This is a genomic window from Rhodopseudomonas sp. P2A-2r (assembly GCF_026015985.1).
GTDB lineage: Bacteria > Pseudomonadota > Alphaproteobacteria > Rhizobiales > Xanthobacteraceae > Tardiphaga.
On sequence record NZ_CP110389.1, the window covers coordinates 3,071,292 to 3,094,672 of the forward strand.

The following is a 23,381-nucleotide window of genomic DNA, read 5'->3' on the forward strand; positions in this document are numbered from 1 at the left end:
TGCGGGCGCACGGAGTTCGCTGCACGATGAGACGCACCCCTTTCCCGCTTGCAGCCCGTAATTGTCCGGGAGTGATAGTTAACCTGCTTTTAACGCCGGCGATTCAATCTGCAATCATTGGCGGTTCTTCGATGCAACGCTTGCGCGCGGCATTCGGTGCCAATGATGAACGGCGCCATAGCGCAAGTTCACTGAGCTATCCTTTATGGAATATCCCATTGAGGGCAGCACATTTTTCGGAGGGTAGTATGACCTTTCTCGCCCGCTTCCGCGTTCTTACGAAAATCCTTGCAGTTATCATCCTGATGTCCGCCATTGCCGCTGCGATGAGTTGGCTCGGCATCCGCGCATTGGGTGAGCTCAATGACGGGGCCGACAACATGAATGTCGCCGCGCGCCGCACGATGAAGGGAGCGCGCGCCAACCAGAACGTGATCGCGATCAACCGGGCGGAGTTCAGTCTCGCGCTAGATCCAAGTCCCGAGAATCGCGCGCAAGTCCGCAAAATCATCGATGCGGAAATGAAGCTCTACCGCGAACGCATCGAGGATGTCGCCTCAACTCGCGACGAACAGGCGAAAGCAATGATGCCGGCGGTCCACGAAGCCATGGCGGCCTACGCGAAGGACACCGAGGACATGCTTCGCCTCGCCGATGGCACAAAGAACATGCAGTTGAACGACCAGACCCGACAGTTGCGCGACTCAGCCGCAAAAAGCATGGTCACAGCAGAAAAGCTGAAGACCAACATCGCGCAAGTTGTCAACCGCCTGAACGAGCGGGTCGATGATTTTGCAAGGGCGGCGACCGAGAAGTATGAGACAGTCTCCCGCTTGATGATCGTCGCGGCAACTGTCGGCGTCCTGCTTGGTGTCTCCGCCGGCTTCATGATCGGCCAGTTCGGAATCGCCAAGCCGATGCGGGCTCTGGTTGGCCTTCTTCAACGGCTTGCGAAGGGTGAGGACATCGAGATCACCGGGACCGAACGCAACGACGAGGTCGGCGAGACTGCTCGCGCGGTCAACGAGATCAAGGAGATGCTGGCGGAAAAGGCCCGCCAGGAGGCCGAAGCCAAGGCAGAGCAGGATCGTATCGCTAGCTTGCAGCGCAAAAGAGATATGCACAAGTTGGCCGACGATTTCGAGGGCGCCGTTGGCGAGATCATCCAGACGGTGTCGTCAGCCGCAACCGAGATGGAAGCGTCGGCCAATTCGCTCACGACGACCGCCGAGAGGACGCAGGAACTGTCGACCGTCGTCGCGGCGGCGGCAGAGGAAGCTTCGGCAAGCGTGCAGTCGGTAGCATCGGCCAGCGAAGAGTTGACTTCATCGGTCAACGAGATCGGCCGTCAGGTTCAGGCGTCCTCCAGGATAGCCACTGAGGCGGTCGACCAGTCGCACAAGACCAACGATCGGGTCGGTGAGTTATCGAAGGCGGCGAGCCTCATCGGCGATGTCGTCGAACTCATCAATACCATCGCGGGACAGACCAATCTGCTGGCACTCAATGCGACCATTGAGGCAGCGCGCGCCGGCGAGGCGGGTCGCGGGTTTGCGGTCGTGGCGTCCGAGGTCAAGGCGCTCGCGGAGCAAACGGCGAAAGCAACGGGGGAGATCGGTAAACAGATCGCAGGAATGCAGGCAGCAACTGACGAGTCGGTCGACGCCATCAAGGAGATCAGTGAGATCATCGGTCGGATGTCGGAGATCTCCTCGACCATCGCGTCTGCGGTGGAAGAGCAAGGCGCGGCGACACAGGAAATTTCCCGGAACGTGCAGCAGGCGGCTCAGGGCACGATGCAGGTCAGCTCGAATATCGCTGATGTCCAACGTGGTGCAGGCGAGACTGGCTCCGCCTCAACGCAGGTGCTCTCGGCGGCCCAATCGCTCTCGGTGGAAAGCACCCGCCTGAAGACGGAGGTACAGAGCTTCCTAGCAACCGTTCGCGCAGCCTGACGGTGACATTGGGCCGGCCGCCATATACGGCCCATCTGCGCCTCCGAGAGCAGAAACAAATCGCCCATTGGCAACGCCTCCTCACGTCGCCAATGAATCAGCAGATCAATCAGACCTCAAGAAATTAATGGGTCCCGAGCCTAGCGAGGTCGATACATCTAGCAGTTTGCTGAAAAACCCCTCGCGACGGCGTTCATTTCCTGATTCAATTTGATTGAGAATCGGTGGAGGTCGGTATGCGCGGGGCATTCGAGGATCAGGGCGGGCTGTTTTCATATATCTCGCCGGATGCGCGGGTGCCGCAGAACCATCCGCTGAGGAAGATCCGGGCGCTGGTCCGCGATGTGCTGGGCGAGATGAGCCGCAGCTTTTCCAGCCTCTATTCGAAGGAAGGGCGTCCCTCGATTCCGCCGGAGCAATTGCTCAACGCGCTGCTGCTGCAGGTGTTCTATGGCATCCGCTCGGAACGCCAGCTGATGGAGCAGTTGGACTATAACCTTTTGTACCGCTGGTTTGTCGGGCTGTCGCCGGACGACCGGGTCTGGAACCCGACCACCTTCACGAAGAACCGTGAGCGACTCCAGAACGGCGACGTGTTCACGAAGTTCATGACCAGGCTGCTGAACCACGCCGAGGTCAAGGCGCTGTTGTCGGACGAGCATTTCACGGTGGACGGCACGCTGATCGAAGCCTGGGCCTCCCACAAGAGCTTCCGCCCCAAGGACGGCAGCGACGGCGACGACGGCGCCAACTTCCACGGCCAGACCCGCAAAAACGACACTCACGCCTCCACCAGCGATCCCGACAGCCGGCTCTACCGCAAGGCCGCCGGACGCGAGGCGAGGCTCTGCCATATGGGCCACGCCACCATGGAGAACCGCAATGGTCTGGCGGTCGCCGGCATGGTGACGCATGCCAGCGGCACCGCCGAGCGCCGCGCCGCGGAGAAGATGCTCAAGGCCAGGGCCAAACAGGCCGGTCACCGCATCACCGCCGGCGCGGACAAGGCCTATGACACCGCCGATCATGTCGCAAATCTGCGCGCCATCGAGGTGACGCCGCATGTGACGCAGAACAATGCCCTCGGCAAGACCGGCCGGAGCCGTCGCAGCGCGATCGATGAGCGAACCACCCGCCACCCCGGCTATGGCATGTCGCAGGCACGCCGCGCGATGATCGAATGCATCTTCGGATGGGGCAAGCAACACGGCACGATGCGCAAGACAAAACATCGCGGCATCTGCGCCGTCGCCGCCGACTTCATGCTCAATCTGATCGCCTACAACCTGATCCGCATTCCAAAACTGCTCGCCGCATAGCCCTGTCGCCGTACAGGCGACCGCGAGAGACGCCAATCAGCCAACTACACACCACCAAGCCTGTCGATTGCACAGAAAAAATAGTTCGATTCTGGGGTTTTTTCAGCAGACTGCTAGAGCTTCCCTTCGCCGGTTCGCGGATGTTGCGCGGCCTGCTGGCTGTCGAGGGGTGCAAGATCGGCCGCCAGCATGTGAACCTCAAACGACTGCCAACAAGAATTCGGGTGCCCGAACTCACTGCCGAGGCCTGAATTGGCGTCAGGCCGAGACATGAGAGCGAGAGATGAGCGGGAAGGTCCGTGACGAGATCGGGTTCGAGAGAGAGGCTCGCGAACGCTCGTCGTGGGAGTTCCCGAGATGGACAAGAATTCTGGTTCTGCCAGCCGTGCCGATGTCTATGCCTATGCCCGTGTGACCGCCGAGATCATGACCGCCATTGAGGCCGGTGTCGGCGAATTCAAGATGCCCTGGCATCATGATGGGGCTGCCGCAGCCCGACCGATCAATGTAACGACCGGCAACAAATATCGAAGCGTCAATACATTGGCGCTGTGGGTGGCCGCATTGAGCGCCGGCTACGACAGTGGACTTTGGGGAACCTACCGGCAGTGGGGCGCGCTTGGGGCACAGGTGCGCAAGGGCGAGAAGGCGACGACCGTCGTTCTCTGGAAGGAAATGCGATCTTCCGATAACGGCGATGATTCTAGCGGTGAGGACACCGACACTGATCGCAGCCGGATGTTTGCGAAGGCGTTTTCGGTCTTCAATTTGGCACAGGTCGATGGCTATGAACCCAAGCCTGTGCCTGTTCTCGATGAGGCTGAGCGCCTCGATCACGCCGAGGCTTTCATCAATAACCTTGGCATCAAAACGATCACCGATGGCCCACAGCGTTCTATCGTCCTTCGACGGACACCGTGGTCAAGCCGGCATTCGAGCGCTTTCGCGACGCAGCGTCATTCTATGGCGTGTGGCTGCATGAATGTGGGCATGCGACCGGCACCCAGCATCGGCTGGATCGGGATCCCTCGGGCCGCTTCGGCTGTGGAACAGCAGGGATCGGCCACGGTGGAAATCAGTCGGAGCGCATCAACTGCATCGGCTGGGGCTTCTGCCGTCGCAGAAACGATGGAAACACTTTTGCAGGCGACAAACTCCAGGCCAAAATGGCCGATATCGTGCGGCAGTTCGAGGACACGCGGGCCTTTACCGCAGCGCAGATGCAGCGCGCGATCGACCAGCGCGGCGATGCCGCCAACGAGTTGACCGTGAAAGTGGCCGCTGTCACGGCGGCCGTGGGTGGCCTGATGCGTGAGCAGGAGTTGCAGATCCAGATGCAGGACGGCGCGACAGCCCGCTTCATACAGGTCGCGAGTGCAGTGATGGAGCTGCGCGACAGCGGCGGTCGCCAGGCCGGCATGCTACAGAATATCGTCGGCGCCCATAAACCGCCGGCCGAGGCTGAACGCGCCTTGCTGTTGACCCTGCAAGGCTGCATCGACCATATCTGGGACAGCTTGGTGACGTTGGAAGGCGCGCCGTCCACACCAGCCGCGTTGGACCAGGCAGTCCGCGGCATTCATGAAACCTATATCAACGGCTACGGCGCCGAGCGGCGCATGCTGGTCGGGCATTTCGCGACGGGCGACTTCCCCTATGGGGCTGCGGACTATAACCTCAAAGTAGGTCCGATGTGGAAGACGCTGATCGCCCTGCGCGATGCGGCCTATGATTCAGCCGCAACGACTATCGCCGATGAACGCGCCGACGCATGGCGCCAGTTGGCTCTGGCGGCAGCGGTTGTGCTCATGGTCATCGTGGTGGTCGCCGGCGTAGTTGTTCTCGTCGTGCGCCGCATTACCAAGCCGATCCTCCACCTGACCGCCAGCATAGAGCGCGTCGCGAGCGGCGATTTGGCGCCAGACATACGCTATGACGCCTGGCGCGATGAAATTGGCGTGCTATCCCGCGCCATCGGTGTGTTGCAGCAACGCTCAATGGAGGCGCGGCGGCTCGAGGCGAAACAGGCGGCCGAACGCCATGCGCGGGAGCGGCGAACCGTGCATCTGGAACAACTGGTCAGCGCGTTCGAGGCCACGGTCGGGAGCCTGGTCGAAATCCTGACCACGCGTGCAGAGGATATCGCAACAAGCGGGGCATCTGACGGTCGAGGTGAACCGCTTCGTCACCGAAGTTCGCGCAGCCTGACGTGCCGACGACTCTGAAACAGCCTTACGAGCGGCCTTAGCCGCCGTCTTCGCATCCCGCTCCGCGATCGGCCGCGTAAGGCTTGGCCACCTCGATCAGGCCGGACGCCGATCTGGTCGCCCGGCCACTTTCGCCCCGACTGGCGATCTGCGGAGTGCCGGCCTATCCGGCTGCGCGAGGTGAACCGATGAGACCAGAGGGTTTAGGCCGGCATGATTGTCCGGCCTATAGCTATTCCCCGCGATCAGAATGGCGATCGGTTCAGGCCGTGTGGCGGATGATTGGTCCAGATGGCGAGACCAGTATCCCGTTCGCCCCTCGCCTTCAGACCGACAGCGCCAAAGGGTTGCGTCGCGCCGCTCTGGCGGGCATGGGCATCGTCATGCTGCCGGAAATCATGGTGTCGGAGGATATCGCGTCCGGCCGTCTCGCGCGCCTGCTGTTGGGCTACGCCCCATCCGTTCGGCCGATGAATCTCCTTTATCTGCGCGACTGCCGCATGTCGCCTAAGTTGCGTAGCTTTATTGATTTTGTGGTCAATCGATTCAGTGCCCCGTTCTGAGGCATCGCGTTTCAGTGGTGACTTTCCGCGATATACGGGGTGACTGAAATTGTCGCATCGACAGCCGCTCGCAGCCGGCGGTGTCGGGATGGCATAAGCGAGCCTAGGAATAGTGCCCTCGACCAATCGCAAGAATCGGGTTGCATGTGCCGAGCCAGGCCTGCACGGACTGCTCGCCAATTTAATTATATCGTGATTTCAATGACATAGGAGTTCGTAGTTTTGTTCAGAATGGCGCACCAATTATCCATCTGATTCGAAGCAATTTCGACGCTTCCCGGTTGTCGTTCTGAACAACCGTTCCGTGCTTGTTCTGAACAGCTGTCGCCGCTTCGTTCGCGAAACGGTGACGTAGCGCTTGCGAGCAGGGCCACGAGCCAAGATGCATTCATCGTTGTGCCCGTATCCGCCAACCGATCCTTGCCATCATGGCGGCTGCGGGCGACGCGCTTTGCCGGCAATTGAACCGAATGCGAAAAGCTGAAGTCCCATCGGAAGTCTCAACAAGGATGGATCGATGCCAGACTGGATCATTCCGACGCTGCTGCTGATCGGGGTTCTAGCAATTCTCTACCGCGCATTTCTGCACACTCCGCGTGCGCCGCCGAGCGGAAACGATCATGAAGTTGGCGCGACCAATTATTGGGATAGCCGTGGTCGTTTCGAACCGCCCGATTGACCGCTAAGCCCGGCCCAGCCGGCATAACGGCGAACCGCTGATGGTGTCGTGCTGCCAGGGCCTGGGGCCGACCCGCGCGCGATGAACACGGCGATCAAGCCTGGATGAAGCCTGCCACCGCGGCAGGGCAGGCGGCCCATTCCGTCGATCATTTGGCCGCGACCTCGGCAGCCGCAATTGTCTGGAAAACGGGCATCTGCAAGCGGCTCGGGCGGGATCACCGTGGCGCCAAATTCATCCACTTTCGTCAAGTGCCTGATATTTCGAGAGTTGTTCGAAGGTCGCCAATTGGCACAAGCCTTGCTGACAAGTCCTGTACACGACCACTGTATGCAGGTCTGGAATGCTCCAATCGACCGATATCTGTGCACGGATCATCGACGCCATCCTGGCGGGACGGATCGCGGCCGGCACGCGCCTGAGCGAACAGTCGCTGGTGCAATTGTTCGGCGTGTCGCGCACCGTGGTGCGCGAGGCGCTGATCCGGCTGGAGACCCGCGGCGTGGTGCAGGTCAGCTCCAAGCGGGGCTGGTTCATCATCGAACCCTCCATCGAGGAAGCGCGCACCGCGTTTCAGGCGCGCCGGGCCATTGAGATCGGGCTGCTGCTGTCGGTCGAGACCATTTCGGCCGAGGCCATCCAGCGGCTGCGCGCGCATATCGGCCAGGAGAATGACGCCATCACCACCGGCGACGTCGCCGCGCGCAGCTATCTGCTTGGCGATTTTCATGTCTGCATGGCCGACGCGCTGGGCAACAACGTGCTGGCGGAGATTTTGCGCGATCTGACCGCGCGCACCGTGCTGATCTCGATGCTCTACCAGTCGAGCCACGACGCCACCGAGTCCTGCAACGAACACGAGGAAATCGTGGCCGCCCTCGAAGGCGGCGACCGCGACCGCGCCATCGCGCTGATGGCCGCGCACATCGGCAATGTCGAAGCCGGCCTGACCGTGCGCGTCAAGCCGGAGCTCGATCCGCTGGAAGAACTGCGCCGGGCGCTGGAGCCGATCAACGCGGAGGCCACGCACCCGTCAGAAAAATAGACGCCCTTTTTCACGTCCACCCGCGCCTTTCGGGGCCGTCGCCGGCCCGGCTTTGCAACCCATCCAAAGGAGACCCACCCATGAATATCCGACAGATTGCCCTTTCCCTCTCGCTCGTCGCCGCGACGGCAGGCTTCGCGGCCGGTGCACGCGCCGATGCGCTCGACGACGTCATGAAGGCAAAAGTCATCCGCATCGCCGTGCCGCAGGACTTTGCGCCGTTCGGCTCCGCCGGGCCCGATCTCAAGCCGGTCGGCTATGACATCGACATGGCCAATCTGATCGGCAAGGAACTCGGTGTGAAGGTTGAAGTCGTTCCTGTGAACAGCGCCAACCGCATTCCGTATCTGCAGACCAAGAAGGTCGAGCTGGTGATTTCGAGCCTCGGCAAGAACGAGGAACGCGAGAAGGTGATCGCCTTCTCGAATGCCTATGCGCCGTTCTTCCAGGGCGTGTTCGGCCTCAAGGATGCCAAGATCGCCAAGCCGGAAGATCTCGCCGGCAAGACCGTGGGCGCCACGCGCGGCTCCATCGAGGAGCAGGAAATCACCAAGCTCGCGCCGCCGACCGCCACCATCAAGCGCTACGAGGACAACAATGCGACCATCGCCTCGTTCCTGTCGGGGCAGGTGGACATCATCGCCACCGGCAACATCGTCGCCGCGGCGATTGCCGAAAAGAGCCCGGCCCGCGCGCCGGTGTCGAAATTCGTGATCAAGGACAGCCCGTGCTTCGTCGGCATGAACAAGGGCGAGGACAAGCTGCTGGCCAAGGTCAACGAGATCATCGCCAAGGCCAAGGCCGACGGCGAACTGAACAAGATCTCCGAGAAGTGGCTGAAGGCGCCGATCCCCGCCAACATCTGAGGTTGCGCGCTTCCGCTGCGTTCATCGCTCCGGCGATGGACGCAGCGGGCCGCGATCCCCGGCATTCGGTGTCACCAGCCAGCGAGAGATGTCCCCGATGAAATTCGCACTCAATTTCTCCGATCTGCTGCCTTACTGGAACGTCATCCTGGCAGGCCTGATCTTCACGATCGTGCTGACCGCCGTCTCGACCGTGGCCGGCGTGGCGCTCGGCACTGCCTGTGCCTGGGCGCGGACGTTCGGGCCGAAATGGGCCGGGGCCATCGTGCGCGGCTATGTCGAGGTGATCCGCAACACGCCGTTCATCGTACAATTGTTCTTCATCTTCTTTGGACTGCCGGCGCTCGGCGTCAAACTCGACGAGACCACAGCCGCCTTTCTGACCATGGTCATCAACCTCGGCGCCTATTCGGCGGAGATCATCCGCGCCGGGATCAAGGCCGTGCCTCCCGGCCATATCGAGGCCGGCGACAGTCTCGCCATGACCCGGTTCGAGATCTTCCGCCACATCGTGCTCAAGCAGGCATTCCAGAAAGTCTATCCGGCGCTGTCATCGCAGATCATCATCGTGATGCTCGGCTCGTCGGTGGTGTCGCAGATTTCGGCGGAGGACCTGACCTATGCTGCCAACTTCGTGCAGTCGCGCAATTTTCGCGCCTTCGAAGTCTATGTGGTGGCTGCCTTGCTTTATCTGCTGCTCGCCATCGTCGCGCGTTTCATCCTGCGCGGCGTCGGCCGCCTCGCATTCCCGAAAGGTTGAGCCATGAGCGATTTCAGTTTCTGGGTCATCCTGTCGAACCTGCTGTGGGCGGCGCGCTGGACCATCGTCCTGTCGCTTGTTGCGTTCGCCCTCGGCGGCCTGGTCGGTCTCGCTATCCTGTTCCTGCGGGTCTCGCGGGTCAGGACCTTCGAGGTCCTGACCAAGATGTTCATCGAGTTCTTCCAGGGCACGCCGCTCTTGATGCAGCTGTTCCTGTTCTTCTTCGGCCTTTCCCTGTTCGGCATCGAGATCAGCCCGTGGGTCGCGGCGGGCCTCGCGCTCAGCCTGTGGACGGCAGCGTTTCTGGCCGAGATCTGGCGCGGCTGCGTCGAGGCCATTCCCAAGGGGCAGTGGGAGGCGTCATCGAGCCTTGCCATGAGCTTCGTCGAGCAGATGCGCTATGTCATCCTGCCGCAAGCCGCCAAGATCGCCATCGCGCCGACGGTCGGTTTCTCGGTCCAGGTGGTGAAGGGCACGGCGCTGGCGTCGATCATCGGCTTCGTCGAACTGACCAAGGCCGGCACCATGCTCAACAATGCGACCTTCCGGCCGTTCCTGGTCTATGCGCTGGTCGCGCTGATCTACTTCTGCCTGTGTTTCCCGCTGTCCTTGTACGCCAAGCACCTCGAAGGAAAAGCCGATGTCGCCACCGCTCGTTAAGATCACCGATGTCCGCAAGAGCTTCGGCGCCAATGAAGTCCTCAAGGGCGTCTCCATCGATGTTGGCCGCGGCGATGTGGTGTCGATCATCGGTCGCTCCGGCTCCGGCAAGAGCACGCTGCTGCGTTGCGTGAACGGCCTTGAGACCTACGATTCCGGCTCGATCACCGTGGACGGCATGGAGGTCGGCGGCTCGACCACCAATCTGCGCGAGCTGCGCCGCCATGTCGGCATGGTGTTCCAGCAGTTCAATCTGTTCCCGCATCTGACGGCAGGGCAGAACGTGATGCTGGCGCCGTCGGTGGTCAACAGGGGGCAGCCGCTCGAACTCAGGGATCAGGCCCGCGCGCTGCTGGAGAAGGTGGGTCTGGCCGACAAGTTCGACAGCTATCCGAGCCAGCTGTCCGGCGGTCAGCAACAGCGCGTGGCCATCGCCCGGTCGCTCGCCATGCAGCCGACGGTGCTGCTGTGCGACGAGATCACCTCGGCGCTGGATCCTGAGCTGGTGAACGAAGTGCTGAAGGTCGTCGAGCGACTGGCGTCCGAAGGCATGACGCTGATGCTGGTCACTCACGAGATGCGGTTTGCGCGCGACGTCGGCACCAAGCTGGTGTTCATGCATCACGGCAAGGTGCACGAGGAGGGGGCGCCGAAGGACCTGATGGCCACGCCCCGAACGCCGGAGCTGGCCCAGTTCATCGGCGCTATTTCTTGACGCGGCGCGGGGCTGTCGATCGGCCCCGCTTGCCGCCTTGCGGTCTCAATAGCCGCAGGAGCCGCAGCGCGGCGCAACCGGAACGTAGTAGGCGCGGGCGAGCGCAACCATCTCGACGCGCTGCTGGGTGGCGTATTGCGGCGGCACCTGCTCGTACTGCACGCCTTCGGGCGCGACCATCACCGTCTTCGGTACCATCACCGTGCGATATTGCGCGGGGGTGCGGTGGGCGATGACGCGGCCTGGCGCGACCATCACGGTTTCCTGGACGGTGCGGTACTGCGGCGGGACAACCTGCTGCTGATAGCAGGTGACGCAGGGCTGCGGCTGGACGTAGCAGTTGTAGCAGCCGGCGGAGGCCGCCGTCGGGATCGCCGCCGCGGCGGCGAGGGTGGTCGCGAGGATGACGGCAAATGCGCGAGACATGATAAACTCCTGCCAACTTGAAATGTGACGAGATCGCCTGAATGCCCCGTCCTGCGCCATCGTTTAATGCGGACGCGGGCACCGTCAACGAGAGTCGCAAAACGACGTTGATAAATGTGCTTAACAGGCTGCTAGTTTCGGCGCGGCAATCGCCGCATCGCAGGGGGCCGTAGTATTACGGGCGCTATCTTCCGTTTCAAAAGGGCAAGAATCAGCGATAGTTCCCCAATATTGCCCATCTGATTGAAAGCCTCTCGATGCCCGGGATCGACGGACTGGACCATGACATCGCCGGCCTCCAGCGCCTGCTTACGGTGGTCTGGAAGGATCTTGCCAATCCATCGATCACCCGCTTCGAGCGGCGTGAGGCCATTAACCAAATGAAGCTGTGCAGTGCGCAATTGCGCCGTGCGCTCGATGCGGCCGAAGCCGAGCGCATTCGCAAACGCGAGGCGAGGAAGCAGCTGGAGGGAACGACCTTCGCAGCTTCCGCTAGTAACTACGGGCCGCGCGCGCGAACCCAGGCGCCGCCGGTGCATCTGTAGCTCGGCCGGCAGATTGCTGCAGCGGTCAGGCCGGTGTGCTGGTGTCTGACGCCGGTCCTGCGGCGCCGTGTGGTAGCGGCCGGTAGAAGGTCCACCTTGACGGTTCGTCTTGACGGTCAGGCGTTACGGTGCAGTCAAACGCCATGCGCGAGCGAAACCACTCGATCAGGTGATCGGGCGCCCGCTTCTCGTCGGACCCGGTCGGCAGGGTGACGTGGTGAAGCATGTTGATCGTGACATCCACGCTGTCGCCTGGCGAGATCATTCTCAACAGGCGTTCAAGCCGGGCGCGGTCACTGTGTTCTGCAGACGGGTTCATTCACGTTCCTGTCAGGTAGCGAGCGGGCGTCGTTTGACCGGTCAGACCGCCACCTCGTGCGTCCGCGACCGGAGTTTTCTCTGAACGCGAGATCCTGAACGACTGCTCAGATCTGCGAACCCGCGCTCGCGGGTGTAAAATCTAAGTTACATTCGATTGACCTTCGGCAGTTCGACGCAGATCAGATTTACGGCGCGTCGATAGCAGTGTGGGCACGCGTATCGCATCGTCTGCTGTCGGCAGCAGAAGACGCTCGCTGGTCCGTAGTTTCACGGGCAGGCAAGTTAACGACGCTTAACATCCGCCTCGGATAGGTTGTAGAAAATATCGGTTGGTTGAGCGGGATGCGCACGTCCCGGAGATTGCATCATGAGCAACGTCGTCCTGCTATTTGCAAATGAACGTCACGATGGCGTCCTGGATCCCAACCTGCGGCTGGATGACGCCGTGATCCATGTGATGTCCTGTTCGGCGACGCTGGAAGGCCGGCTGCATGATCTTTCCCGGCATCTCGACGCGGTCGATCAGGTCATCGATCACCTCGGCGATGTCTCGCTGCAACAGTCGCTGCGGGGACGGGCGTTGGCCGGTCGGCAGGCCCTGGTGCGGGCGCGGCAGGAATTGCGCGATGAGCTGCGAAATCTGCCGTCGCTGCGCCGGCGCGCTGCTGACAGAATGGTGAGCAACCGATCGGGCCGTTGAGTGGGCCGGTGCGTCTTCCGGCTGCACGTCCGCCCAGCGTGACGATCCGCGCGACCGCGGGCAGCCGTCGGGCTCGCAGCAAGTCTGACCGATCATTTCCCGATGGTGCGGCTCGACGCGTGGCTTGGATAGCCGTTGGCTGCTATCCGATCGCGTGGCCGCCATGCGGAGGATCAATGTCGAGGGTGATGGAAGCCGGATAGAATGAACGCTCGGCCTCGTCAGGAGGCGGTGTGGGATTCGAAGGGCACTCCATGGCTGGCACGGTGACGCAGGATCAAGGCGGCGTGGATGCGCTTGCGGGCGTAAGAACGCTGCCCCAGCTGCTGCGCCGCCGTGTCCGTCTGACGCCCGGCGCCGCAGCGTATCGCCATTTCGATGCGGGGCTGGGGCGCTGGGTCGACTATTCGTGGCAGGAGATCGATACCGAATTCGAGCGATGGCGACATGCACTGGCCGCGGAGGGATTTGCCACCGGAGAACGCGTCGCCATCCTGATGCCGAACGGAATCGCGCACATCGCCATGGACCAGGCGGCGTTGTCGCGCGGCCTCGTGCCGGTGCCCATGCACGCCGTCGATAATCCCGACAGCATCGCCTACATCTTGCAGGACTCCCAGGCCTCTCTGTTACTGGTGGATTCCGAAGAGCGCTGGCAGGCGATCGTCTCGACGGGCAACGCCGTCGCAAATCTCAAGCGCGTGGTCTGTGCCAACCTGCCCGGGACGTCCGTCCCGGCCGCGACCGACAGCCGCATCGTTGCGCTTGATCGCTGGCTCGAACCCGGTTCCGCCGTCTCGTCGGCGATGAATGACGTGGAGGTTCAGCCGGGCGATCTTGCCGCCATCGTCTACACCTCCGGCACCACCGGGCGGCCCAAGGGAGTGATGCTTTCGCACGAGAATATCGTGGCGAACGTCAAGGCGATCCATCTCCGGATTGCCGCGCGCCAGGACGATCTCTTCCTGTCCTTCCTGCCGCTTTCGCATACGTTCGAGCGCACCGCAGGCTATTACTATCCGATCGCGGCGGGCGCATGCGTGGCCTATGCGCGATCGGTGCAGCTTCTCTCCGAGGATTTGAAGCAGGTGAAGCCGACGGTGCTGGTCTCGGTGCCGCGGATCTATGAACGCGTCCACGCTTTGATCATGCAGAGGCGTGCAGCCGCCGGCGGTGTCCAACGTGCCCTGTTTGACTTGACCGTTGCCGTCGGAGGACGGCGCTTTGACGCGCGACAGCGCGCGAACCGCGACGTGCACCCGCTTGACCGGCTGGCCTGGCCGGTCCTGAAGCGCCTGGTGGCCGACAAGGTGCAGGCCGAATTCGGCGGTCGCCTGCGCGCGGCGGTCAGCGGCGGTGCGCCGATTGCCGAGACCGTCGTTCGCATGTTCCTGTCGTGCGGTATCGACGTTCTGCAGGGCTATGGGATGACCGAGACGTCGCCGGTGATAGCGGTCAATACCGTGGAGGAAAATGACCCGCGTTCGGTCGGCCGCCCGCTGGACGGCGTCGAGATTAGGATCGGTCGGGATCAGGAACTGCAGGTCAGGGGTCCGAGCGTGATGCTCGGCTATTGGCACAAGCCGGAGGAGACCAGCCGCGTCAAGGAGGCCGATGGCTGGCTGCACACCGGCGACCAGGCGCGCATCGAGGACGGCCGCATCGTCATCACCGGCCGCATCAAGGACATCCTGGTGACCTCCACGGGCGAGAAGATCGCCCCCGTCGATATCGAGACCGCGATCCTCGCTGACCCGCTGTTCGAGCAGGCCATACTGATCGGCGAGGGGCGTCCGTTTCTCGCGGCGCTCGTGGTGCTCAATCCGAAGGTCTGGGAGCAGGAGAAGCGCAAAGTGGCCGCGGGCGGGGAGCCGGGATCGCAGGCGGAAGCCGGAGTTCTACTGAGGCGGATTGCCGACGCCGTGAAAAGCTATCCGGCCTATGCGACGCCGCGCGCGGTGTGGTGGACCCTGGACCCATGGACCATTGGCGCCGGCCTGCTGACGCCCACGCTGAAGAACAAGCGGACCGCGCTGGAACATCGTTTTGCAGCCGAGATCGAGCGGATCTATTTGCGCCGGACGTCGGGCTGAGTTCGCTCGATCGGATAAAGGTCTAACTCAACGATCGCTTCGCCAGTTTTCGCGCAAGGGTGCGGCGATGCATGCCCAGTCGTCGCGCAGTCTCGGAGACGTTGAACTCGGTTTCCACCAGCGTTTCGTGAATGCGCTCCCATTCCAGGCTCTTGATCGACGTCGGGCGGTTGGTGAGCGCCACCGTACTGTCTCCCGTCGCCTTGTCGAACGCGGCCTCGATGTCGTCGGCATTCGACGGCTTGGCGAGGTAGTGGCAGGCGCCCAGCTTGATCGCTTCGACGGCGGTGGTGATGCTGGCAAATCCCGTCAACACCACGATCTTGGTGTCGGGATCGCGAGCGCGCAGGATCTTGACGCATTCCAGCCCAGACGATCCGTTCAGCTTCAGGTCGACCACCGCATATTGCAACGGCGTCGTCTCCAGGAGTGCGCTCAGATCCTCGATACGTTCGCACACCGTGACCCGGTAGCCGCGCCGTTCGAAAGAGCGCTTGAGCGCCTTGGCGAACGACGCATCGTCCTCGACGATCACCAGCGATGGATCAATGGACATGTGCGGCCTCGACGGACAAAGCGGAGATCGGCAAACGCAACTCGACGATGGCGCCTCCGGTCGGGACGTTGGTGGCGGTCGCTTGCCCGCCGAGCTTGCGCAGCACGTTGACCACAAGAAACAGCCCAAGCCCGCTGCCCGGCTTCTGCTTGGTCGAGCGATACGGCTTGCCGAATTCAGCGAGCATATCCGGCGCAAAGCCCGGGCCGGCATCGCGGACGGCGATGCTCAACATCTCGCCGCTCTGGGTGATGTCGATGCCGACCCAGGCGGGCGAGGCTTCAAAGGCGTTGTCGAGGACATTATACAGGATCTGCTGCAGCAGCACGTCGGAGGCGATCACAAAATCGCCAACAAGACGGTTGGTGTATTCGAACCGGCTCGGGTTGCGGCTTTCCTCCCAGTCATCGACCACGCCGTCGATGAAGTTAACGATGCTGGTGCGTTCGGAATTCTCGCCGCGTTCTTCGCCGGAGGAGCGCAGGATGCCGGATACGATCGTTTTGCATCGCTTGAGCTGGGTCTGCATCTCGATGAGCTCGGCCTCCAGTTCGCCATCGGCGCGCAGCGCCGGCATCCGCTCCCAGTCGTTGAGGATCACCGACATCGTTGCCAGCGGTGTTCCCAGCTCGTGCGCTGCACCCGAGGCGAGCAGCCCCATGCGGACGATATGTTCCTCCTCGGCCGATTGTTGGCGCAATTCCGCGAGGCGCAGGTCCTGGTCGCGGACATTGCGATTGATGCGGGTGATGAACAGCACCAGCAGCACGGCAGCGAGCAGGAAGCAGATGAACATGCCGTAGATGTGCACGGCGAACAGCCGCGAATGCGCACCGCTGTGCATCGGCTCCGAAAATCCGATCTCGTTGTATGACGTAGTCAGCCAGATGAAGCATCCGCTGGTTACGGCAACGATGGTCCAGGTCGACCAGGTCTGCAGCAGCACGGCGCCGAGCACTGCCTGCAGCAGGAACAACGAAACAAAGGGATTGGTCGCGCCGCCGCTCAGGTAGAGCTGCGCCGTCAGTGTGACGACGTCGAGCAGAAGATCAAGAAACAGCTCGGTATTGATGATGATGGCGCCGCTGCTGTAGCGATACAGGGTGATCAGGTTGAGCGCGATCAGAAACCCGATGATCGAAGCCATCTGCAAAACGGGCAGGGGGATGTCGAGCCAGAGCGTCGCGATGGCGATCGCGCCGATCTGCCCCGCGATCGCCAGCCAGCGCAGCGTCACCAGCAGCAGCAGGTTCTTGCTGTTGGTGATCTCCTGAATCGAAGCCTGTGGCAAAGTCACGGCAGTCTCTTGATAGCGGCTGGCCCACAGAACGCAGCACGGTGCGGAAAGGTGGCCAAACGCTAGCATGGCGTGAGCCGCATCGCGAGTGCGATGCGCGCGCTGCGTTCTTGCCGTGCGATCAGGAAATCTTGCGTGCCAGCTCGGTGTTGATTCCCAGGGCGGCGAGGGTGGCCACCGCGCCGGACAGCAAATAGGCGCCGGCGGCGAGCAGTCCGAAATGATATGACAGGAACAATGCCACGAAGGGGCGAAACCGGCTCCGACGAGCCAGGCCAGATCCGACGTCAGCGCCGCGCCGGTGTACCGGTAGATGCTGCTGAAATTGGACGACACCACGCCGGACGATTGGCCGAACGACAGTCCGAGCAGGGCAAAGCCGGTGACCATGAACACCACTTCGCCGACCGCGCCGCCGTCCAGCAATTGCGGTGCAAATCCGCTGAATACCGCGATAGCCACGGCGGAGACGCCGAGCAGGGCGCGGCGGCCGTAACGGTCGGCAATCAATCCCGATGCAATGGTGGCGGCGATACCGACTACGGCGCCGACGATCTCGATGACCAGGAACCGGGTCGGATCTTCCTTGGTGAACAGGAACACCCAGGACAGCGGGAACACGGTCACCATGTGAAACATTGCGAAACTGGCCAGCGGCGCAAAGGCGCCGATCGCGATGTCGCGGCCCTGATGGCGCACGGTCTCGATCACCGGGGAGGGCTGCAGTTCGCGGCTCTCGAACAGGTTTGCGTAATCCTGTGTCGAGACGATGCGCAACCGCGCGAACAAGGCGACGACGTTGATGGCGAAGGCGACGAAGAACGGGTAGCGCCAGCCCCATTCCAGGAAGTCGGCCGCCGACAGGCTGGTGATGAAGAACGCGAACAGCGCGCTGGCGATGATCAGGCCGATCGGCGCGCCGAGCTGCGGAATCATGGCGTACCAGCCGCGTTTTTCTTCCGGTGCGTTCAGCGCCAGCAGCGAGGCGAGTCCGTCCCAGGCACCGCCCAGCGCCACGCCCTGTCCGAGACGAAACAGCGCCAGCAAAATGCCCGACCAGGCGCCGATCTCTGCATGCCCGGGCAGGAAGGCCACTGCGGCGGTCGAGCCGCCAAGAAGGAAGATGGCGATCGTCAGCTTGATGCCGCGGCCATATTCCCGATCGACCCAAATGAAGATCAGCGAGCCGATCGGGCGGGCGATGAACGCCAGCGCAAAAATGGCGAAAGAATACAGCGTGGCGGTCAGCGGGTCGGTATTGGGAAACACCAGTTTCGGAAACACCAGCACCGACGCGATGGCATAAACGAAGAAGTCGAAGAATTCCGAGGTTCGTCCGATAATGACGCCGATGGCGATCTCGCCGGGCGCGACATGCGCGTCATGGCGGGTGTTGATGCGCCGCGCATCATGTTCAATCGTCGTCGTGTCGGTGGCGGGCATCGAACTCATGACGTCAGTCATTCCTTGGTCTTGATCTACAGAAGCCGCAGCCCTGCCTCGCGTCGGGGTACGCCATTCGGGCGCGGTGCGTGATTGGACAAAATGTCCAATGTGCGCTGCGGCACGGCGGGTATATCAGCCCGCTGATGCGCATATCTCTTCACGGCCTGCTGAGCCGCTCATCCCTCTGTCGCGTCGCAATTCTGACTCCGCTTGCGGTATTGTTGTCTGGCTGCGACGCGGTGGTCCTTAGCCCCGCCGGCGACGTGGCCGCACGGCAGCGTGACCTGCTGCTGATCTCCACCGGGCTGATGCTTCTTATCATCATTCCTGTGCTCGCGCTGACCGTGTTGTTTGCCTGGCGCTATCGCGCGGCGAATACCGACGCGCGTTATGAGCCGGACTGGGATCACTCGACGCAGCTCGAACTGGCGATCTGGGGCGCGCCGCTGCTGATCATCATCTGCCTCGGTGCCATCACCTGGACCGGAACCCATCTGCTCGATCCCTACCGGCCGATCGAGCGGATCGTCTCCGGCCAGCCGGTCAAGCCCGGCACGGAGCCCCTGAAGGTCCAGGTCGTGGCGCTCGACTGGAAGTGGCTGTTCATCTATCCGCAGCTTGGCATTGCCACCGTCAACGAACTGGCCGCGCCGGTGGACCGGCCGATCAGCTTCGAGATCACCTCCGCGACAGTGATGAACTCGTTTTATATTCCGGCGCTGGCCGGGCAGATCTATGCCATGCCGGCGATGCAGACGAGGCTCAGCGCCGTGATCAATGCGCCGGGCGACTATGACGGCTTCTCCGCCAATTACAGCGGCGCGGGCTTTTCCGGGATGAAGTTCCGCTTCCACGGTCAGAGTGTCGCCGACTTCGATGCCTGGGTGGCCAAGGTCAGGAAAGCTGGCGGCGCGCTCGGTCGCGATGGCTACCTCGCGCTCGAGAAGCCCAGCGAAAACGAGCCGGTGCGCTATTACGCCTCGGTGGACGCGGATCTCTACCACGCTGCGCTCAACATGTGCGTGCAACCCGGCAAGATGTGCATGGACGAGATGATGCACATCGACGCCAAAGGCGGTGGCGGCGTGACCAGCATCAACAACGTGCTGCCGCAGGCCGCCGACAAATATGCCCGCCGCGCTTCGCCGCTCACCGCGTCACCAACCTTTGTCGCTGCGCTCTGTACCGTCGCGGAGCCGATGGGCGTCGTAAGCGCCGACACTTCGTCGTCGCGAATCTTTCCGCGCGATCCGGCTGGCATCACCGGAGCGGGCTTGCCGAAGCCAGGTCTTTCAAATGCAAGCCTGCCGCGCCTGCGGCCGTTCAGCATTGCCGGCCTCGGTCAGCCCAGCTAATCGGCCAGCCCAGCCAATCACACCTTCGAAACGGTTTTGAATATGTCGACGCCTGAACTTGCGACTAGCCCGATATTCGGCCGCCTCACGCTGGAATCCTTCCCGCTGCATGAGCCGATTCTGCTGGTCACCTTCATCGGAGTGCTGCTGGGCGGCGTCGCGGTGGTCGGCGCGGTGACGTACTTCAAGCTGTGGGGCTATTTGTGGAAGGAATGGTTGACCAGCGTCGATCACAAGAAGATCGGCATCATGTACTGCATCCTCGGCCTGATCATGCTGCTGCGCGGATTCGCCGATGCGCTGATGATGCGCGCCCAGCAGGCCATGGCGTTCGGTGCCAATGACGGTTTCCTGCCGGCGCATCATTACGACCAGATCTTCACCGCGCACGGCGTGATCATGATCTTCTTCGTGGCGATGCCGTTCGTCACCGGCCTGATGAATTTCGTGGTGCCGCTGCAGATCGGCGCCCGCGACGTGTCGTTTCCGTTCCTTAACAATTTCAGCTTCTGGATGACCGTCGGCGGCGCCGTGCTGGTGATGATGTCGCTGTTCGTCGGCGAGTTCGCCCGCACCGGCTGGCTGGCCTATCCGCCGCTGTCGGGCATCGGCTACAGTCCGGACGTGGGCGTCGATTATTACATTTGGGCGCTGCAGGTGGCCGGCGTCGGGACCACGCTCTCCGGCATCAACTTGATTGCCACCATCGTCAAGATGCGCGCGCCCGGCATGTCCTGGATGAAGATGCCGATCTTCGTCTGGACCTCCTTGTGCACCAACATTCTGATCGTCGCGTCCTTCCCGGTGCTGACCGCGGTCCTGGCGATGCTGTCGCTGGACCGCTACGTCGGCACCAACTTCTTCACCAACGATCTCGGCGGCAACCCGATGATGTACGTGAACCTGATCTGGATCTGGGGCCATCCCGAGGTCTACATCCTGGTTCTCCCGGCGTTCGGCATCTTCTCGGAAGTCGTCTCGACCTTCGCCGGCAAGCGCCTGTTCGGCTACACCTCGATGGTCTACGCCACCGCCGTCATCACCATCCTGTCCTACCTCGTCTGGCTGCATCACTTCTTCACCATGGGGTCGGGCGCCAGCGTCAACTCGTTCTTCGGCATCACGACGATGGTGATCTCGATTCCGACCGGCGCGAAGATCTTCAACTGGCTGTTCACCATGTATCGCGGCCGCATCCGTTTCGAGCTGCCGATGATGTGGACCATCGCCTTCATGATCACCTTCGTGCTCGGTGGCATGACCGGCGTGCTGCTGGCAGTGCCGCCGGCCGACTTCGTGCTGCACAACAGCCTGTTCCTGATCGCCCATTTCCACAACGTGATCATCGGTGGCGTGCTGTTCGGCATCTTCGCCGGCGTCAACTACTGGTTCCCGAAGGCGTTCGGTTTCAAGCTCGATCCGTTCTGGGGCAAGATCTCGTTCTGGTTCTGGGTGGTCGGCTTCTATTTCGCCTTCATGCCGCTCTACGTGCTCGGCCTGATGGGCGTGACGCGCCGTCTGCGCCACTTCGACGATCCGTCGTACCAGATCTGGTTCATGATCGCCGCCTTCGGCGCCGTGCTGGTCGCGATCGGAATCGGCGCCATGCTGATGCAGTTCTTCGTCAGCATTCGCGACCGCGAGCGTCTGCGGGACGTCACCGGCGATCCCTGGAACGGCCGTACGCTGGAGTGGTCGACGTCATCGCCGCCGCCGGATTACAATTTCGCCTTCACCCCGGTGATCTATGACGGCGACACCTATGCCGACATGAAGAAGCGCGGCTATGTCCGTCCGGTCTCCGGCTTCAAGGCGATCCACATGCCGAGGAGCACCGGCACCGGCGTCGTTCTCGCAGGCCTCAGTGTCGTGTTCGGGGTCGGCATGATCTGGTACATCTGGTGGCTGGCGGCGCTGAGCTTCGTGGCGCTGCTCGCCGTCGCCATCCACCACACCTTCAACTATCACCGCGACTACCACATTCCTGTGGAAGAGGTGATCGCGACCGAAGATGCGCGCACGCAACTGCTCGCGGCCGGAGCCTGATCGATGTCCAGCGCCAACATCATTCCCGCGGCCGACACCGAGCTGCCGGCCTTCTATGTGGCCGACGAGCACGATCATCCCGAAGGCATGAGCACCATGCTCGGCTTCTGGATCTACATCATGAGCGATTGTCTCATTTTCGCGATCCTGTTCGCGACCTACGGCGTGCTCGGCGCCAACTATGCCGCAGGTCCTTCGCCGAAGGACCTGTTCGAGCTGCCGACGGTGGCCGTCAACACCGCCATGCTGCTGCTGTCGTCGATCACCTACGGCTTCGCCATGCTGTCGATGGAGGAAGGCAAGCAGCGCTCCATGCAGATCTGGCTGGCCCTGACCGGCCTGTTCGGCCTCGCGTTTCTGGGCATCGAGCTGCACGAATTCCACACGCTGATCCATGCCGGTGCCACGCCGCAGCGCAGCGGCTTCCTGTCGGCGTTCTTCACGCTGGTCGGCACCCACGGCCTGCACGTCACCTTCGGCCTGGTCTGGCTGGTGACGCTGATGACGCAGGTCGCCAGGCACGGCCTGATCGCGGCCAACAAGCGCCGCCTGATGTGCCTCAGCCTGTTCTGGCATTTCCTCGACGTGATCTGGATCGGCGTCTTCACCTTTGTCTACCTTCTGGGAATGCTGCGATGACCGCCCACGCCGAAACTGGCCACGACGCTGGCCACCATGCCGCCGATGCGCCGTCCCACGGCACGCGCAGGAGCTACCTGATCGGCTTCGGTCTTTCGGTGATTCTCACGGCGATTCCGTTCTGGCTGGTGATGTCCGGCGTGATCACCAGCAAGCAGGTCACCGCGTTTCTGGTGATAGGCTTCGCGCTGGTGCAGATCGTGGTCCACATGATCTACTTCCTGCACATGGACACCAAGTCGGAGGGCGGCTGGACCATCATGGCGCTGCTGTTCACGATCGTGATCATTGTGATCGCGCTCAGCGGCTCGCTGTGGGTCATGTTCCATCTGAATACCAACATGATGCCCATGTCGCCGGACATGATGAAGCAGATGCCGTGACCAAAGCGGGCGCAGGCGCGGCACGTTCGCCTCGCTCGCGCTTGCGGCTCTATCTGCTGTGCGCGTTGGCTGCGCTCATCTGGGCCGGCCTGGCTGCGCTCGGCGTCTGGCAGCTCGAGCGCCGGGTCTGGAAGCTGAATCTCATCAGCCAGATCGACCAACGGGTGGATGCCCCCTCGTTGACGCCCCGGGGCCGGCTGCCTGGCCCGCCATCTCGGCATCCACCGATGCCTACCGCCATGTCCGTGCCGCCGGCACCTGGCTCACCGGCCGCGACACCTTGGTGCAGGCGGTCACCGCGCTGGGCGGCGGCTATTGGCTGATGACCCCGCTGCGCACCGACGCCGGTTTTACCATCCTGATCAATCGCGGCTTTGTCTCGTCGGAGTATAAACCCGCAGCAACAGGCGCAGTGGGTCAACGCGTCGAGATCACCGGCCTGTTGCGCATCACCGAGCCCAAAGGTGGTTTTCTCAGGTCGAACGATCCCGCCGCCGATCGCTGGTACGCCCGTGACGTCGCCGCCATCGCCGCGGCGCGGGGCCTTACCGATGTCGCGCCATATTTCATCGATGCCGCTGCGACTCCGGGCGCGGCCGGGCCGGTGGGCGGCCTGACCGTGATCAGCCTTCCCAACAATCATCTGGTCTATGCCGTCACCTGGTTTGCGCTGGCGGCCATGGCCGCCGCGGCCGGCGTGCATCTGGTACGTAGCGAGCGGTAGTTGGTCCCGGCCGGGTCGGGCTGGAGATCGACGGTAAGATGGCCTAAGAGACCCCGATGGCCGTCTTGACGCCCGGCGGTT

Annotated in this window: 21 protein-coding genes and 5 pseudogenes; 21 read left to right on the forward strand and 5 right to left on the reverse strand. The window is 62.4% G+C overall.

Going from position 1 to position 23,381, the window contains the following annotated elements; all coding sequences use genetic code 11:
- Positions 1–248 precede the first annotated feature (248 nt).
- The 13 genes and pseudogenes from ONR75_RS14620 to ONR75_RS14670 all read left to right on the forward strand — a co-directional run bounded on the left by ONR75_RS14620 (position 249) and on the right by ONR75_RS14670 (position 10,769).
- Positions 249–1,955, forward strand: coding sequence for a methyl-accepting chemotaxis protein (locus tag ONR75_RS14620; protein ID WP_265083216.1), 1,707 nt, complete (start codon positions 249–251; stop codon positions 1,953–1,955).
- 236 nt (positions 1,956–2,191) lie between these two features.
- Positions 2,192–3,274 (forward strand): IS5 family transposase, encoded by a 1,083-nt coding sequence (locus ONR75_RS14625; RefSeq protein ID WP_265083217.1) that lies wholly within the window; start codon positions 2,192–2,194, stop codon positions 3,272–3,274.
- A 113-nt stretch (positions 3,275–3,387) separates the two neighbouring features.
- Positions 3,388–3,510, forward strand: a pseudogene (locus tag ONR75_RS32805) (IS3 family transposase); the annotation flags it as partial.
- Between the two features lie 190 nt (positions 3,511–3,700).
- Positions 3,701–3,979: pseudogene (locus ONR75_RS32450) on the forward strand (ArdC-like ssDNA-binding domain-containing protein); the annotation flags it as partial.
- Positions 3,980–4,191: 212 nt separating this feature from the next.
- Positions 4,192–4,257, forward strand: a pseudogene (locus ONR75_RS32455) (hypothetical protein); the annotation flags it as partial.
- Between the two features lie 183 nt (positions 4,258–4,440).
- A complete protein-coding gene (locus ONR75_RS14635; protein ID WP_265083664.1) occupies positions 4,441–5,499 on the forward strand; it encodes a HAMP domain-containing sensor histidine kinase in 1,059 nt (352 codons plus the stop codon).
- Between the two features lie 65 nt (positions 5,500–5,564).
- Positions 5,565–6,044: a LysR substrate-binding domain-containing protein gene (locus ONR75_RS14640; RefSeq protein WP_320109731.1), complete on the forward strand. Its 480-nt coding sequence runs from the start codon at positions 5,565–5,567 to the stop codon at positions 6,042–6,044.
- 517 nt (positions 6,045–6,561) lie between these two features.
- Positions 6,562–6,723: a hypothetical protein gene (locus ONR75_RS14645; RefSeq protein WP_265083218.1), complete on the forward strand. Its 162-nt coding sequence runs from the start codon at positions 6,562–6,564 to the stop codon at positions 6,721–6,723.
- Positions 6,724–7,066: 343 nt separating this feature from the next.
- A complete protein-coding gene (locus ONR75_RS14650) occupies positions 7,067–7,768 on the forward strand; it encodes a GntR family transcriptional regulator (RefSeq protein ID WP_265083219.1) in 702 nt (233 codons plus the stop codon).
- A gap of 80 nt (positions 7,769–7,848) precedes the next feature.
- Positions 7,849–8,634: a transporter substrate-binding domain-containing protein gene (locus ONR75_RS14655; protein ID WP_265083220.1), complete on the forward strand. Its 786-nt coding sequence runs from the start codon at positions 7,849–7,851 to the stop codon at positions 8,632–8,634.
- A 97-nt stretch (positions 8,635–8,731) separates the two neighbouring features.
- Complete coding sequence (locus ONR75_RS14660; protein ID WP_265083221.1) at positions 8,732–9,394, forward strand: amino acid ABC transporter permease; 663 nt, start codon at positions 8,732–8,734, stop codon at positions 9,392–9,394.
- 3 nt (positions 9,395–9,397) lie between these two features.
- Positions 9,398–10,054, forward strand: coding sequence for an amino acid ABC transporter permease (locus ONR75_RS14665; RefSeq protein ID WP_265083222.1), 657 nt, complete (start codon positions 9,398–9,400; stop codon positions 10,052–10,054).
- Positions 10,035–10,769, forward strand: a complete 735-nt coding sequence (locus ONR75_RS14670; RefSeq protein ID WP_265083223.1) for an amino acid ABC transporter ATP-binding protein — start codon at positions 10,035–10,037, stop codon at positions 10,767–10,769. Before ONR75_RS14665 ends, ONR75_RS14670 begins: the two co-directional genes overlap by 20 nt.
- Positions 10,770–10,814: 45 nt before the next feature.
- On the opposite strand, the gene ONR75_RS14675 is transcribed toward ONR75_RS14670, so the two are convergent.
- The gene (locus tag ONR75_RS14675; RefSeq protein ID WP_265083224.1) at positions 10,815–11,195 is read right to left on the reverse strand and encodes a hypothetical protein; all 381 of its coding nucleotides are present in this window, start codon (positions 11,193–11,195) and stop codon (positions 10,815–10,817) included.
- Positions 11,196–11,452: 257 nt separating this feature from the next.
- Here ONR75_RS14675 and ONR75_RS14680 point away from each other — a divergent pair, with 257 nt between their 5' ends.
- A complete protein-coding gene (locus ONR75_RS14680; protein ID WP_265083225.1) occupies positions 11,453–11,740 on the forward strand; it encodes a hypothetical protein in 288 nt (95 codons plus the stop codon).
- Between the two features lie 25 nt (positions 11,741–11,765).
- On the opposite strand, the gene ONR75_RS14685 is transcribed toward ONR75_RS14680, so the two are convergent.
- On the reverse strand, positions 11,766–12,059 hold the full coding sequence (locus tag ONR75_RS14685; RefSeq protein ID WP_265083226.1) for a hypothetical protein: 294 nt from the start codon (positions 12,057–12,059) through the stop codon (positions 11,766–11,768).
- Between the two features lie 447 nt (positions 12,060–12,506).
- Between ONR75_RS14685 and ONR75_RS14690 the strand changes: the two genes are divergently transcribed.
- Positions 12,507–12,761: a hypothetical protein gene (locus tag ONR75_RS14690; RefSeq protein WP_265083227.1), complete on the forward strand. Its 255-nt coding sequence runs from the start codon at positions 12,507–12,509 to the stop codon at positions 12,759–12,761.
- 254 nt (positions 12,762–13,015) lie between these two features.
- Positions 13,016–14,854 carry an AMP-dependent synthetase/ligase gene (locus ONR75_RS14695; protein ID WP_265083228.1) on the forward strand — a complete coding sequence of 613 codons (1,839 nt, stop codon included), beginning with the start codon at positions 13,016–13,018 and terminating at the stop codon, positions 14,852–14,854.
- Between the two features lie 22 nt (positions 14,855–14,876).
- On the opposite strand, the gene ONR75_RS14700 is transcribed toward ONR75_RS14695, so the two are convergent.
- The 3 genes and pseudogenes from ONR75_RS14700 to ONR75_RS14710 all read right to left on the reverse strand — a co-directional run bounded on the left by ONR75_RS14700 (position 14,877) and on the right by ONR75_RS14710 (position 18,150).
- Positions 14,877–15,410 carry a response regulator transcription factor gene (locus ONR75_RS14700; RefSeq protein WP_265083229.1) on the reverse strand — a complete coding sequence of 178 codons (534 nt, stop codon included), beginning with the start codon at positions 15,408–15,410 and terminating at the stop codon, positions 14,877–14,879.
- Positions 15,400–16,776, reverse strand: coding sequence for an ATP-binding protein (locus ONR75_RS32460; protein ID WP_320109732.1), 1,377 nt, complete (start codon positions 16,774–16,776; stop codon positions 15,400–15,402). Before ONR75_RS32460 ends, ONR75_RS14700 begins: the two co-directional genes overlap by 11 nt.
- Before the next feature lie 52 nt (positions 16,777–16,828).
- Positions 16,829–18,150, reverse strand: a pseudogene (locus ONR75_RS14710) (MFS transporter).
- Positions 18,151–18,296: 146 nt separating this feature from the next.
- Here ONR75_RS14710 and cyoA point away from each other — a divergent pair.
- The 5 genes and pseudogenes from cyoA to ONR75_RS14735 all read left to right on the forward strand — a co-directional run bounded on the left by cyoA (position 18,297) and on the right by ONR75_RS14735 (position 23,300).
- Entirely contained in the window at positions 18,297–19,508 is a 1,212-nt protein-coding gene (gene cyoA / locus ONR75_RS14715) for a ubiquinol oxidase subunit II (protein ID WP_265083230.1), read from the forward strand.
- A gap of 42 nt (positions 19,509–19,550) precedes the next feature.
- Entirely contained in the window at positions 19,551–21,554 is a 2,004-nt protein-coding gene (cyoB, locus tag ONR75_RS14720; RefSeq protein WP_265083231.1) for a cytochrome o ubiquinol oxidase subunit I, read from the forward strand.
- Positions 21,555–21,557: 3 nt separating this feature from the next.
- Positions 21,558–22,193 (forward strand): cytochrome o ubiquinol oxidase subunit III, encoded by a 636-nt coding sequence (gene cyoC, locus ONR75_RS14725; RefSeq protein WP_265083232.1) that lies wholly within the window; start codon positions 21,558–21,560, stop codon positions 22,191–22,193.
- Positions 22,190–22,576, forward strand: a complete 387-nt coding sequence (gene cyoD, locus ONR75_RS14730) for a cytochrome o ubiquinol oxidase subunit IV (protein ID WP_265083233.1) — start codon at positions 22,190–22,192, stop codon at positions 22,574–22,576. The genes cyoC and cyoD overlap by 4 nt, the downstream gene beginning before the upstream one ends.
- Positions 22,573–23,300: pseudogene (locus tag ONR75_RS14735) on the forward strand (SURF1 family protein). The gene cyoD and the pseudogene ONR75_RS14735 overlap by 4 nt, the downstream one beginning before the upstream one ends.
- The last annotated feature ends 81 nt before the right edge of the window (positions 23,301–23,381 follow it).

Bases quoted from the DNA above. Each gene is read 5' to 3' on its own strand.
- ONR75_RS14660 (WP_265083221.1), top strand. From the start codon at position 8,732: ATGAAATTCGCACTCAATTTCTCCGATCTGCTGCCTTACTGGAACGTC.
- cyoC (WP_265083232.1), top strand. From the start codon at position 21,558: ATGTCCAGCGCCAACATCATTCCCGCGGCCGACACCGAGCTGCCGGCC.
- ONR75_RS14670 (WP_265083223.1), top strand. From the start codon at position 10,035: ATGTCGCCACCGCTCGTTAAGATCACCGATGTCCGCAAGAGCTTCGGC.
- cyoD (WP_265083233.1), top strand. From the start codon at position 22,190: ATGACCGCCCACGCCGAAACTGGCCACGACGCTGGCCACCATGCCGCC.
- ONR75_RS14680 (WP_265083225.1), top strand. From the start codon at position 11,453: ATGCCCGGGATCGACGGACTGGACCATGACATCGCCGGCCTCCAGCGC.
- ONR75_RS14665 (WP_265083222.1), top strand. From the start codon at position 9,398: ATGAGCGATTTCAGTTTCTGGGTCATCCTGTCGAACCTGCTGTGGGCG.
- ONR75_RS14700 (WP_265083229.1), bottom strand. From the start codon at position 15,410: ATGTCCATTGATCCATCGCTGGTGATCGTCGAGGACGATGCGTCGTTC.
- ONR75_RS32460 (WP_320109732.1), bottom strand. From the start codon at position 16,776: ATGCTAGCGTTTGGCCACCTTTCCGCACCGTGCTGCGTTCTGTGGGCC.
- cyoB (WP_265083231.1), top strand. From the start codon at position 19,551: ATGTCGACGCCTGAACTTGCGACTAGCCCGATATTCGGCCGCCTCACG.
- ONR75_RS14695 (WP_265083228.1), top strand. From the start codon at position 13,016: ATGGCTGGCACGGTGACGCAGGATCAAGGCGGCGTGGATGCGCTTGCG.
- ONR75_RS14625 (WP_265083217.1), top strand. From the start codon at position 2,192: ATGCGCGGGGCATTCGAGGATCAGGGCGGGCTGTTTTCATATATCTCG.
- ONR75_RS14635 (WP_265083664.1), top strand. From the start codon at position 4,441: ATGGCCGATATCGTGCGGCAGTTCGAGGACACGCGGGCCTTTACCGCA.
- ONR75_RS14620 (WP_265083216.1), top strand. From the start codon at position 249: ATGACCTTTCTCGCCCGCTTCCGCGTTCTTACGAAAATCCTTGCAGTT.
- ONR75_RS14675 (WP_265083224.1), bottom strand. From the start codon at position 11,195: ATGTCTCGCGCATTTGCCGTCATCCTCGCGACCACCCTCGCCGCCGCG.
- ONR75_RS14650 (WP_265083219.1), top strand. From the start codon at position 7,067: ATGCTCCAATCGACCGATATCTGTGCACGGATCATCGACGCCATCCTG.
- ONR75_RS14655 (WP_265083220.1), top strand. From the start codon at position 7,849: ATGAATATCCGACAGATTGCCCTTTCCCTCTCGCTCGTCGCCGCGACG.
- cyoA (WP_265083230.1), top strand. From the start codon at position 18,297: ATGCGCATATCTCTTCACGGCCTGCTGAGCCGCTCATCCCTCTGTCGC.
- ONR75_RS14645 (WP_265083218.1), top strand. From the start codon at position 6,562: ATGCCAGACTGGATCATTCCGACGCTGCTGCTGATCGGGGTTCTAGCA.
- ONR75_RS14685 (WP_265083226.1), bottom strand. From the start codon at position 12,059: ATGAACCCGTCTGCAGAACACAGTGACCGCGCCCGGCTTGAACGCCTG.